The sequence below is a fragment of the Devosia sp. genome (assembly GCF_017307565.1).
GTDB lineage: Bacteria > Pseudomonadota > Alphaproteobacteria > Rhizobiales > Devosiaceae > Devosia.
Genome location: NZ_JAFKHD010000431.1, coordinates 1 through 12,358, shown reverse-complemented (window position 1 = coordinate 12,358; position 12,358 = coordinate 1). Strand labels below are relative to the sequence as shown.

The 12,358-nt window shown below is 62.8% G+C and carries 10 protein-coding genes and 2 pseudogenes; 10 read left to right on the top strand and 2 right to left on the bottom strand.

Annotated elements, in window-relative coordinates:
* From murC to ftsA, 4 genes and pseudogenes are all read left to right on the top strand, one after another.
* Window positions 1-231 (top strand): annotated as a pseudogene (murC, locus tag J0I64_RS18535) (UDP-N-acetylmuramate--L-alanine ligase); the annotation flags it as partial.
* Window positions 228-1,148 (top strand): D-alanine--D-alanine ligase, encoded by a 921-nt coding sequence (locus J0I64_RS18530; protein ID WP_291410968.1) that lies wholly within the window; start codon window positions 228-230, stop codon window positions 1,146-1,148. The pseudogene murC and the gene J0I64_RS18530, both read left to right, overlap by 4 nt.
* Complete coding sequence (locus J0I64_RS18525; protein WP_291410966.1) at window positions 1,136-2,017, top strand: FtsQ-type POTRA domain-containing protein; 882 nt, start codon at window positions 1,136-1,138, stop codon at window positions 2,015-2,017. The genes J0I64_RS18530 and J0I64_RS18525 overlap by 13 nt, the downstream gene beginning before the upstream one ends.
* Window positions 2,014-3,327, top strand: a complete 1,314-nt coding sequence (ftsA, locus tag J0I64_RS18520) for a cell division protein FtsA (RefSeq protein ID WP_291410964.1) — start codon at window positions 2,014-2,016, stop codon at window positions 3,325-3,327. The genes J0I64_RS18525 and ftsA overlap by 4 nt, the downstream gene beginning before the upstream one ends.
* Window positions 3,328-3,515: 188 nt before the next feature.
* Here ftsA and J0I64_RS18515 read toward each other — a convergent pair whose 3' ends face one another.
* Both J0I64_RS18515 and J0I64_RS18510 read right to left on the bottom strand, forming a co-directional pair.
* Window positions 3,516-4,130, bottom strand: coding sequence for a nucleotidyltransferase domain-containing protein (locus J0I64_RS18515; RefSeq protein ID WP_291410962.1), 615 nt, complete (start codon window positions 4,128-4,130; stop codon window positions 3,516-3,518).
* 55 nt (window positions 4,131-4,185) lie between these two features.
* On the bottom strand, window positions 4,186-4,647 hold the full coding sequence (locus tag J0I64_RS18510) for a VOC family protein (RefSeq protein WP_291410960.1): 462 nt from the start codon (window positions 4,645-4,647) through the stop codon (window positions 4,186-4,188).
* A gap of 240 nt (window positions 4,648-4,887) precedes the next feature.
* Between J0I64_RS18510 and ftsZ the strand changes: the two genes are divergently transcribed.
* The 6 genes and pseudogenes from ftsZ to J0I64_RS18480 form a co-directional block, all read left to right on the top strand.
* Complete coding sequence (gene ftsZ / locus J0I64_RS18505) at window positions 4,888-6,573, top strand: cell division protein FtsZ (protein WP_291410959.1); 1,686 nt, start codon at window positions 4,888-4,890, stop codon at window positions 6,571-6,573.
* A gap of 111 nt (window positions 6,574-6,684) precedes the next feature.
* Entirely contained in the window at window positions 6,685-7,641 is a 957-nt protein-coding gene (gene lpxC, locus J0I64_RS18500; protein WP_291410957.1) for a UDP-3-O-acyl-N-acetylglucosamine deacetylase, read from the top strand.
* Between the two features lie 89 nt (window positions 7,642-7,730).
* Window positions 7,731-8,576: an outer membrane protein assembly factor BamD gene (locus tag J0I64_RS18495; RefSeq protein WP_291410955.1), complete on the top strand. Its 846-nt coding sequence runs from the start codon at window positions 7,731-7,733 to the stop codon at window positions 8,574-8,576.
* A 268-nt stretch (window positions 8,577-8,844) separates the two neighbouring features.
* Complete coding sequence (locus tag J0I64_RS18490; protein WP_291410970.1) at window positions 8,845-9,522, top strand: class I SAM-dependent methyltransferase; 678 nt, start codon at window positions 8,845-8,847, stop codon at window positions 9,520-9,522.
* Between the two features lie 236 nt (window positions 9,523-9,758).
* Window positions 9,759-11,429 (top strand): DNA repair protein RecN, encoded by a 1,671-nt coding sequence (gene recN, locus J0I64_RS18485; protein WP_291410953.1) that lies wholly within the window; start codon window positions 9,759-9,761, stop codon window positions 11,427-11,429.
* 196 nt (window positions 11,430-11,625) lie between these two features.
* Window positions 11,626-12,358: pseudogene (locus J0I64_RS18480) on the top strand (NAD-dependent DNA ligase LigA); the annotation flags it as partial.

Sequence of the window (12,358 nt, the reverse complement as noted above, 5' to 3'; positions counted from 1 at the left end):
GGCGAACAGCCGCTGCCGGGCGTAACCCACGAAGAACTGGTCAACCGCATCCGCGCCCGCGGCCATCGTGATGCCCGTGTGCTCGACAAACCCGAAGACCTGGCCGCGCTCGTCGCTTCGCGCGTCGAAGAAGGCGACTATGTCGTCTGCCTCGGCGCCGGCAACATCACCCAATGGGCTGCGGCGCTGCCTGGTGAACTGGGTGTCCTCATGGGCAAGGATACGAAATGACCAAGCACGTCGCCGTCCTCATGGGGGGCTGGTCCAATGAGCGGCCCGTGTCCCTCAAGACCGGCGCCGGTTGTGCCGCCGCGCTTCGTCGCGCCGGCTATCAGGTCACCGAGGTCGATGTCGGCCGCGACGTTGCCGAAGTGCTGATGGCGCTGAAGCCGGACGTAGCCTTCAATGCCCTCCATGGCCCGTTCGGCGAAAGCGGCATGATCCAGGGCGTGCTGGAACTGTTGCAGATTCCCTATACCCACTCGGGTGTCATGTCCTCGGCGCTGGCCATGAACAAGCACCAGGCCAAGATTCTCTTCAAGGCCGCCGGCATTCCGGTGACCGACCATGTCATCGTGTCGCGTGGCGAGGCCGCCCGCTCGCACATCATGCAGCCGCCCTATGTCATCAAGCCGATTGCCGATGGCTCGAGCTTCGGCGTGTTTGTGGTCAAGGGCGATACCAGCCATCCGCCGCAGGAAATCCTGCGCGAAGACTGGAATGGCGGCGAAGAAATCATGGTCGAGCGCTTCATTCCCGGCCGGGAGCTGACCTGCGCGGTGATGGGCGACGTGGCCCTCGGGGTCACGGAAATCGTCACCGACCGGACCTTTTTCAACTACGAAGCCAAGTACAGCAATGGCGGCGCCGTCCACGTGCTTCCTGCTCAGTTGAAACCGAAAATTTACGACAAAGTGCAACAATTCAGTCTAGCCGCACATGCGGCCCTTGGCTGTCGTGGACTGACGCGGTGCGATTTCCGCTACAACGACGCGGCAGGCGAGGATGGTGAACTGGTGCTCCTCGAAATCAACACCCAGCCGGGTATGACCGAGGTGTCTCTGGCGCCCGAACAGGCCGCCCATGCAGGACACTCATACGAAGAATTGGTCTCCTGGCTGGTGGAGGACGCGAGTTGCAACAGGTAAAGAGCGAGGCATTTTTCGCCGGGGCTCGTCCCGTCGATCCCCGCACACTGCCTGTTCCTGCACGCCGCTCTCCGCTCCAGCGTGTCAACAATCGCTTCAACCGCGCTGTCGTCCTGCATGGAACCGCACTGCGCCGCACCGCCATGATCGCGGCCATGCTCGCCGGCGTAGCCGGGCTCTTTGCGGCCCATGAGCCGATCGGCAATGGAATCGTTGCGCTCTCGTCCCTCGCTCAGGGCGGCTTTGCCGATGCGGGTCTCGCCGTTGGCGAAATCTCCATTTCTGGCCAGACCCTGACCTCCGAGCAGGCCATTTTCGACGCCCTCGGCATTCAGCCCGAAACCTCGACCCTGGCCTTCGATGTTGAAGCGGCGCGCGAGCGCATCGCCGAGCTGCCGGCCATCGATACCGTCACCGTCCGGAAGACCTATCCGGCCGATGTCTCCGTGACCGTTACCGAGCACGTCCCGGTCGCCCGCTGGCGCGTCGACGGCATCACCTTCGTCATCGACGCCGCAGGCGCCCAGATCGGGGAAGATGGCGGCGCCTATGGCGACCTGCCGCTGGTCATCGGTGATGGGGCTGCCGACGACGCGATGGTCATGATCCGCGCTCTCCAGAATTTCCCGCAGCTCCAGTCCGGCCTCGTGGCGCTGTCGCGCATCGCCGACCGCCGCTGGGACATGATCTACGATACCGGCCTGCGCGTGCAGTTGCCGGAGCAGGGCGTTGCCCAGGCGCTCTCGAAACTGGCGGCTTACCAGTCGCAATATCAGTTGCTTGATCGGGACGTGACTGTCATCGATTTACGTGTCGATTCCGTCGTCGCCGTTCGCCCCACCAAACGTGAAGACCCCAAAAAATCATGATGACCGATGCGATGACATCTCGGTTGCGGCCCGTACAGCCTGGCAAGACGACCCTCGTCGCCGTGCTCGATATCGGCTCGACCAAGATCTGCTGTGTCATCGCTCGCCTCGTGCCGCGCGCTGAAGGCAAGTCCCTGCGCGGTCGCTCGCATCAGGCTGAAGTGATTGGCTTTGGTTACGGACCGTCCTCGGGGGTCAAGAGCGGCGTGGTCACCGATATTGAAAAGGCCGAACAGGCCATCCGCAATGTCGTGGGTATGGCCGAGCGCGCCGCCGGGCTGACGCTCGAATCCGTGCTGGTCAACGTCACCGCCGGCCGCCTTGGCTCCGAAACCTTCTCGGCCGCCGTTTCGCTCGATGGGCAGGAAGTCGAAAAGACCGACATCGTCCGCGTGCTGAAGGCGGTCAATTCCCGCTCAGTGCGCCCAGAGCGCTCCATCGTTCACGCGCTACCGATCGGTTACGCGCTGGATGGCCAGAAGGGCATTCGCGATCCCAAGGGCATGGTCGGTGAGAAGCTCGGCGTCGATGTCGCCGTGATCTCGGCGGAAACCCTCGCCATGCGCAATCTCGAGCTGGTGCTGCACCGCTGCCACCTGCAGATCGAAGCGCTTGTCGCCACGCCCTACGCCTCGGGGCTTGCGAGCCTTGTCGATGACGAAGCCCAGCTCGGCGTTGCCTGCCTCGATTTCGGTGGTGCCACCACCACCGTTTCCGTCTTCAACGACGGCCATCTGGTCTATGCCGATGCCATCGCCATCGGCGGCCATCACCTGACGCTCGACATTGCTCGCCAGCTCTCGGTGAGCGTGGCTGACGCCGAGCGCCTCAAGACCCTTTATGGCTCCGTGCTGCCCGGTCAGGCCGACGAGCGCGACATGATCGCCATTCAGCCGGTCGGTGCGGCGCTCGATGAAGCGCCGGGGCAGGTGGCTCGTTCCGTGCTCACCCGCATTATGCGTCCGCGCATCGAGGAAATCCTCACCGCCATTCGCGACCGCATGCAAGCCACTGGTATGATGGATGTCTGTGGCCGCCGTTTCGTGCTCACGGGCGGCGCCAGCGAACTCACCGGTCTGCCGGAAGTCGCGCGCCGCACTCTGGCCCGCAACGTTCGCAACGGCCGCCCGATGGGCATTGCCGGCCTGCCTGAGATCGCCAAGAGCGCCGCTTTCTCGACCGTCGCCGGCATGCTGGTTTATCCGCAGGTCTGTGCCCAGGAATATACCGAGCCGCGCAGCTCGCGCCGCCTCACCGGCACGGACGGCTATCTCGCCCGTGTCGGCAATTGGCTGCGCCATAGCTTTTAAGCGCGCAGATCGCGAGTTCCCCAGACGGGGGCGCCTTGGTCACTGCCAGTCGGCCTTAACGCCAAGCTTGTCTTCTAGCACCCGGCGCGTCGCCGCCTCGAACGCCTCTGGCCATTCCACATTCAAGCGCTCGGCCATGGCCCTGGCCCGCGGCATGAACTCCCGCGCCACAGCCAGGTTTGCGGAGATCAGAGCGTCTCGCGTTGCATCGGGAAAAGGGAGGTCGCGCATGAGTTGGATTTGCCATGCGGGCAGAAGCTTTGAGAGGTGCAATATGCCCCCGGGGTCGGGCAGGGTGACATCGAGCATGAAGAGGTCGGTAAGCAGGCCTCGCAGCAGCCCATGGCCACCGGCGTCAGGCCAAGTACGCGGATAAATTCGTTGATCTGGTACCGCAGTGCCTGCGGGCTGGGTGACCTTGGGGGCAGGGCGTCCGGCAGGGAATCGAAGATGCCGTCGCGGTCGATCAGCGGAATGATGGCGTTCCTCGCCTTCTGTCCGAATGCAGCCGGTTCGACCATATTCAGATCGCAGCGTAGCCAGTCTTCGGTCACCGCATTGATCAGAAAGCCGCCGCGGTCGAGCTCATTCCAATAGACCACTGGTGCGAGCTCATTCAGCGCTATCCGGAATTGATCGGCGACGCCGCGCTGGTCGTCCTTGGCGACAATGGCCAACAGATCGACATCGCTCCATTCGTCTGCCGTGCCGCGGCCAAAGCTGCCGGAAAGAAAGAGGCCGCGTACGGCCTCGTTGTCTGCAAATGCGGCATTAACGGCGGCGACAATGTCTTGCTGGTTCATGGCGAGCCTCCGGGGAGGAACCTAGCCACGCTTCCGCCGCTTGGCCAGTTTTGCCTCAGCCCCCCGCATAGGCTTTTTGCAGGTCGGCAACGATTAGCTTGTGCATGCTCATCATCGCCTGCATGGCGCGACCGGCGCCGGCCTTATCGGGGCCCAGAACGGTCTCGTACATCTGCTTGGGCACCACCTGCCAGGAGAAGCCGAACTTGTCCTTGCACCAGCCGCACATGCTCTCTTCGCCGCCATTGTCGACGAAGGTGTTCCAGTAGTGGTCGACCTCCGCCTGACCGTCACACTCGATCATTATGCTCACCGCCTCGGTGAACGGGAATCGAGGCCCGCCGTTGAGCAGGAAGATCTGCTGGCCCGCCAGCTCGATCACGGCGGTGAACGCGGCAGAATCAGGGGAATTACGCACGAGGTTGATCACCTTCGAATCCTTGAAAGTGGTCGTGTAGAACTCGATTGCCTCGTCGATCCGGTCATCGAACCAGAGGCAGGGCATCAGCTTGGTCATCACAATCTCCTCTCTTAATAAATAACCAAAGGGCTATATGCGGATTTGGTTATGCATAAAAACCCCGGGTGTCAAGCGGCTTTGCGAGTGGCAGCGCGGTTAATGGGGCATGAACACCCTGCCGCTGTGCCTCGCAAATTGCGCTGAAGTTAACGCGGTTGGGACAATTGTTAGGCTCTAGTTAACGAATTGGCGGGTAAATCTTTACCTAACCACGCCACCTATGGGGCCATGCCATAAATGACCATCAATCTCACGATCCCCGATATTCAAGAACTCAAGCCCCGAATCACCGTTTTCGGTGCCGGCGGCGCCGGGGGTAACGCCGTCAACAACATGATCGAGTCCGGTCTCAGCGGCGTCGATTTCGTGGTGGCCAATACGGACGCCCAGGCCCTGTCGCTCTCCAAGGCGCAGCGCATCATTCAGCTCGGTGTCGGCGTTACCGAAGGCCTCGGCGCAGGTTCGCACCCGGAAGTTGGTCGTGCGGCCGCCGAAGAAAGCTGGGATGAGATCAACGATCACCTCTCTGGCTCGCACATGGTCTTCATCACCGCCGGCATGGGTGGTGGCACCGGTACCGGCTCTGCCCCGGTCATTGCCCGCGCAGCACGCGAACAGGGCATACTGACGGTTGGCGTGGTGACCAAGCCGTTCAATTTCGAAGGCAATCGCCGCATGCGTCTGGCCGAAGACGGCATCGACGAGCTGCACCGCCATGTCGATACGCTGATCGTCATCCCGAACCAGAACCTCTTCCGCGTTGCCAACGAGAAGACCACCTTCGCCGACGCTTTCGCAATGGCTGACCAGGTGCTGTTCTCTGGCGTCGCCTGTATCACTGACCTCATGGTCAAAGAGGGCCTGATCAACCTCGACTTCGCCGACGTCCGCGCTGTCATGCGTGGCATGGGCAAGGCGATGATGGGTACCGGTGAAGCTTCCGGTGAAGATCGTGCTCGCCACGCCGCCGAAGCCGCCATTGCCAATCCGCTCCTCGACGATGTTTCGATGCAGGGTGCCCGTGGCCTCCTCATCTCCATCACCGGCGGTCCCGATCTCACCCTCTACGAAGTCGATGAAGCTGCAAGCCGCATCCGTGAGGAAGTCGACTCCGACGCCAACATCATCCTCGGCGCCACCTACGATCCGGACCTCACCGGCACCATCCGCGTGTCCGTCGTCGCCACCGGCACCGATGCAGCAATGGTCCAGGCTCTCGAGCCCGCTAAACCGCATGCTTCGCGCACCCCGCTTTCGGTCCGCCGCCATGTGCCGGTCGAACCGGCCCGCGCTGCCGCGCCCGCTCCGGCTCCCGAGCAGACTGCCGAACTGATCGAAGACATCGGCTTCGAAGTTGAGTCGGCTGTCGCCCAGGCCTTCGCTGCCGAACGTCCGGCCGTGTCGCACGCCCAGCATCAGCAGCATATGATGGAAGATGACGGCATCGTCGTCGAACCCTACATGCCCGCCGCCGAGATCGTGACCGAGCCCGAAGAGGCTCCCATGGTTGAAGAAAAGCCGATTCCGAGCGTCTACGTACCCTCGCATGCAGCCCGTCCCGACGGTCACCGCCGCATGCCGCGTACGGAGGAGCTTCCGGTTGTTGCACGCCAGTCACAGCAGGCGCAGGATCGTCATGTGGAAGAGCCGCGCAATGCCCGCGCTCTCTTCAAGCGCCTAGCCTCCAATGTGGGTCTGAACCTGGGTCAGCCGCAGACCGAACCGCGCCGTGAACCGGCATCGAGCATGGCCGATGACGCCGCTGCCCGCAGCGCCATTGAAGCAGGCGGTGCAAGGACTTCGCGGGTGCCGCCGGCATCCGAGGGCGCCCGTGGCAACTTCGACAACCAGGGCCGTAGCCAACCTGCTGCTCCCCAGAAGGACAGCCTCGAGATTCCCGCCTTCCTCCGTAAGCACGGTTAAAGGCTCTTAAAGAGAACTCTGTAATCGTTACTCGGCGCGGCTTCCGCGCCGAGTTTTTTTTGGCTAACAGTTGCGTGAGCGTGAGACCCTTGGGGGTGGAGTAAAAAACGTATGAAAAAAATGTCCACACGCCAGCGCACGCTTGCCGGTGATATTTCCTTTTCCGGTTATGGCGTGCACTCGGCTGCGCCTGTCAATCTGACCCTTTCGCCGGCTCCGGCCGACAGCGGTTTCCTCATTCGCCGTGACCTCGGCGAGGGCCGCGTGACCCAGCCCGTATCCGTGCATTTCTCGCGCGTGAGTCGCACGACCCTTTGCACCACGCTTGATCTCGGCGACAGCGTCAGTGTCGCAACCGTCGAGCACGTGACTTCGGCCCTGTCCGGCATGGGCGTCGATAACGCGCTCATTACCGTCGATGGCCCCGAATGCCCCATTCTCGATGGCAGCGCGTTCCCCTTCGCAGAAGCCATCATGGAAGTGGGTCTCGAGACCCAGCCGGCTCACCGCAAGTTCCTCAAGATCATTCGCGCCGTCACCGTGCGCAACAATGACGCCTTCGCCGCGCTCGAGCCCTACAATGGCCGCGCGCTCGACCTCGAGATCGACTTCGACTCCAAGGTCATTGGCCGCCAGCGCATGATTTTCGACTGGACCCCGCGCCGTTACCTCGACGACGTGTCCCGCGCCCGCACCTTCGGCTTTGCCCGCGACGCCAAGGCGCTGCGCCAGGCCGGTTACGCGCTCGGCTCCAGCCTCGACAACTCCATCACGGTCGACGAAGACCGTGTGCTCAATCCGAATGGCTTGCGCTACGAAGACGAATTCGTCCGCCACAAGCTTCTGGACGCCATTGGCGACCTGTCGCTGGGCGGTCTGCCGATCTGGGGGCGCTTCCGCTCATATAAAGGCGGGCACGCGCTCAATGCTCATGTCCTGGCCGGTCTCTTTTCGAGCGAGGCCAATTATGAGATAGTCAACGCCGAGGATCTGCCGCTGGAAGTCGAATCTTTCGACGATCAGCCGGAGGGATTGGGCGTTCGCCACTATCTCAGGTCTGTGCGCTGACCGGCTTCGGCCGGTCGCTGCGCCACAGTTTTGATCCAATTGCTAATTACGCCGCAAGCGCTTGTGGAAGTTTGAGAACGGGGCAATTCGTGACTGTTAAAGTTGTAAGCCAGATGGCGAACCGGGCAGCCCGTTTCGCCGCCATAGGTCTGTTCGCTGTTGCTCTCACCGCTTGCTCGGGCATGAACCTGTTCGGCGCTCCCAAGCTCAAGGAAGCGCCGATTGTCCCCGCCGCCTCGCTCTACCAGGGCGCGCTGGACGACATGGATCGCCAGTATTACCAGACCGCCATCAAGAAGCTCGAGCAGCTCGATCGCCAGCACCCGCGCGATCCGCTGACCGAAAAGAGCAAGCTGATGCAGGTCTATGCGAACTATCGCATCGGCAAGTTCAACGAAGCCATCCTGGCGGCCGACCGCTTCATGGCGCTCTATCCCAACGGCAAGGACGTTCCTTACGTTCTCTGGCTCAAGGGCACTTCCTACTTTGCGCAGATCAAGGACATCACCCGCGACCAGCAGCTGTCGCGCGATGCCATCGACACCTACAACCTGCTGATTTCGAACTATCCGAAGTCCGAGCACGCCAAGGACGCCAAGGAAAAGCTCCTCGTCGCCTATGACCAGCTCGCCGGCAAGGAAATGTCGGTTGGCCGCTACTACCTCGGCAGCGGCGAATACACCGCCGCCATCAACCGCTTCCGCGAAGTTGTGGAGAAGTGGCAGACCTCGACGCATATCGAGGAAGCCCTTTACCGCCTCACCGAAGGCTACCTGCTGCTCGGCCTCACCAATGAAGCCATGTCCGCCGCAGCCGTTCTTGGCCACAACTACCCGTCGAGCGACTGGTACAAGCGCGCCTTCGATCTTCTCGGTAAGCAGGGTCTCGCCCCGCAGCTCAATTCAGGCAGCTGGCTGGCCGGCCACAAGCGCTGAGTTTTCTCAGCATTGGAATTTGAAAGGGCCCTCCGGGGCCCTTTTTGTTATGACCGCCGGCCTCAATCGAACTCGCTGCTGCGAATTCGGTGACCCCGCGCCGCTTGTGGGGGCCATCTCCCCAAGGCCGTTGGCCGGTCCGCCGAGTGGGCATCGAGGATTTTATCGCTCGCGCGAATTATCGCGGACTGATAGGTGCTAAGCACGCCATCGACAGGGTTTGACATCCGCCGGAGCAAGCCCCATCTCCCCGGAAACGGAGAGACCGATGCCCCCAGCACCCTTTGACGCTCAAGCCGCCCGCCACTACGCCGAGGGCCCACCGCGGCAGGTGCCCGGTTTTGCCGGCCTCCATCGGATGATGAACCTGCTGCTGGCGGAAACCGTGTCTGACGATGCGCAAATCCTCGTCCTTGGCGCAGGCGGCGGTCTGGAGATCAAGGCTTTGGCCGACTTCCGGCCGGGCTGGCATCTTTCTGGCGTCGATCCCTCTGCCGACATGCTGCAGCTCGCCCGCGAAATCGCTGCTGAGCATGCCGCGCGCGTCGACCTCCGGGAGGGTTATATTCAGGATGCCCCCGCCGGCCCCTTCGATGCGGCCACGAGCCTCCTCACATTCCATTTCATTCCGCGCGAGCAACGTCTTGAAACGCTTCGTGAAATTCGTCGTCGTTTGAATCCGGGCGCGCCCTTCATCCTCGCTCACATCAGCTTCCCGCAGAGTGAACCCGAGCGCTCGAAATGGATCGCCCGCCACGTCGCCTATGGCCAGGCCGATAACGTCGATCCAACCATCGCCGCCAAGGCCCGCGAGGCAATCAGCACCCGCCTGACGATTCTCCCGCCGGAGGAAGAAGAGGCAATGTTGCGCGAAGCCGGCTTTGTCGGCGTGAGCCTTTTCTACGCCGCGTTCAGCTTCCGCGGCTGGGTCGCATACGCGGAGTAGGGCGCCTTGGCCGCCCCTCATCGCGTCCGTTCTAACCTCGATTGTCACCCCGACCTTCGCCGGGGTGACAGCCGGTGGATGATTGAAGCTTCACCTCACAAGCCTGGTTGCCATTTTGTTCTTTTTCTCTATCATGCCACCCGTTCGCATTGCTTGTGCGAAAGTGACTCGCCGCTGACGCCGGGCCTCCCGGGGAATGCTAAGAGGCAGGCCCGATACGCCTTGGATAGATCCGCATGCTGAACGCGCTTTCGGTTCGCAATATCGTCCTCATCGACCAGCTCGATCTGGCGCTCGATACAGGCATGACCGTTCTCACCGGCGAAACCGGTGCCGGTAAATCCATCCTGCTCGACGCGCTGACGCTGGCCCTTGGCGGTCGCGGCGATGCCTCTCTGGTCAGGCAGGGGCAGGATAGCGGGCAGGTAGTTGCCATGGTGCAGCTTCCCGCGACCCATCCCGCCCGCACGCTGCTGCGCGACAATGCGATTGCCGACGACGAGGAGGTTATCCTCCGCCGCGTCCAATTCGCCGATGGCCGCACTCGCGCCTTCATCAACGATCAGCCGGTTTCAGCTGCACTGCTGCAGAAGATCGGTAGCCAGATCATCGAAATTCACGGGCAGCACGACGACCGCGCGCTGGTCGATGTCGCTACCCACCGCGCCGCCCTCGATGCCTTTGGTGAACTCGCGGCGCCCGCTCTTGCCGTGCGCGAGGCATGGGCCGATCTCGTCGAAATCCAGCAGGCAGTGCGAGAGCAGCAGGATCGCGTGGCTGAAGCTCTCGCCGCCGAGGACTATGCCCGCCACACCGTCGAAGAGCTCGAAAAGCTGAAGCCGGTCGGGGGTGAAGAAGCCGAGTTGGCCGAACGCCGCCAGCAATTGCAGCAGGCCGAAAAATCGGCCGCCGATCTCATCGAGATCGACGAAATCCTCAACGGCCCAAATGCCCCGTCTCCGGCTTTGTCCGGCCTGATGCGCCGTCTCCTGCGCAAGGTCGATGGCGGCGCCGAGCTGTTCCAGCCCATCGTCGATGCGCTCGATGCCTCTCTGGCGACGCTCGATCGCGCCGGGGAGGCGCTCGAAGACCTGCAGCGGCAAATGGCTTATGATCCCGCCGAGCTCGAAGGTGTCGAAGAGCGTCTCTTTGCTCTGCGTGCCGCGGCGCGCAAGCATCAGGCGAGCTGTGATGAGCTGCCGGGGATCCTCGAAAAATACCGGGGCGATCTCGATACCCTGCAGAGCGGAGAAACCCGCCTCAAGGCGCTGGAGGCCGACGAGGCCCGCGCCCGCGCCCGCTATAGGGAAGCGGCGGAAACGCTCTCTGCAGGCCGCAAGAAGGCCGCCAAGGCTCTCTCCAAGGCCGTCGAGGAAGAACTGCCCGATCTCAAGCTCGGCGCGGCCAAGTTCATTGTCGACCACCAGGTCGAAACCGACCGCGTGGCCGCCGCCGGTTTTGATCAGATCGCCTTCCACGTGCAGACCAATCCCGGCACGGCGGCTGGCCCGTTGCTCAAGGTGGCGTCCGGCGGCGAACTGAGCCGTTTCCTGCTCGCGCTCAAGGTCGTTCTGGCCGATCGCGGTTCGGCCCCCGTGCTGATCTTTGACGAAATCGACACCGGCGTCGGTGGCGCGGTTGCCGATGCCATCGGCCGGCGTCTCGCGCGCCTTGCCAAGACCGTGCAGGTGCTCACCGTTACCCATGCGCCGCAGGTTGCCGCGCGGGCCAATCGGCACCTGCTGATCGAAAAGCAGATGGTGGAGGAGGGGGCCTTCATGCGCACCCATGTTCGCCCACTCGAGCCCGATTCCCGCCAGGAGGAAGTCGCTCGCATGCTGGCCGGTGCCGAGATCACCAGCGAGGCACGGGCTGCTGCCAAGAAATTGCTTGGCGCGGTGAAATAGTCCCGACGACGCGCCGCCGTCCCAGCGTCATTCCCGCGACAGCGGGAATCCCCTAAACTGCCTCAAAGACCGCATGGCGCGCTTGTCGAACCACGAGGTCCCGTCACTATGGCCGCAACGCGCCTGACCTGTCCTTCGAAAAGCCGAGGATGAGGCCAGCGCGGCGGCAAGCGTTCGAGAGTTGATGATGTCCGACCTGTCCCAAAAGCCCGCCGCCGATCTCACCGAGGACGAAGCCCGGCTTGAGCTTGAACGGCTCGCCGCCGCCATAGCCGCCGCGGACGTCGCCTATCACCAGAACGATGCGCCGGAGATCACCGACGCCGAATACGATGCCCTGCGCATACGCAACGCCGAGCTCGAAGAGGTGTTTCCCGAGCTGGTGCGCACCGATAGCCCAACGGGCCGGGTCGGTGCCGCGCCGGCCGAGGGCTTTGCCAAGGTGCGTCATGCCGTGCCCATGCTCAGCCTCGCCAAGGCCTATACCGATGAAGACGTGGTCGATTTCATCGATCGCGGCCGCCGCTTCTTCCAGAAGGACGAAAGCCTCGAAATCGCCTTCACCGCCGAGCCAAAGATCGATGGCCTCTCTGCCTCGCTGCTTTACGAAGACGGTGTTTTCGTGCGCGGCGCGACTCGCGGCGATGGTTCTGTGGGCGAGGATATCACCGCCAACCTCCGCACCATTGCCGACATTCCCCCAAAGCTCCTCGGTTCGGGCTGGCCCAGGAGCATCGAAATCCGCGGCGAGGTCTATATGACCTATGCCGAGTTCCAGGCGCTCAAGGAGCGGTCCGCCGCTGCCGGTGGGCAGGATTACGTCAATCCGCGCAACACGGCCGCCGGCTCGCTGCGCCAGAAAGATCCGGAGGTCACGCGGAGCCGGAACCTCAAATTCTTCGCCTATGCCTGGGGTGCGACCTCGGAAG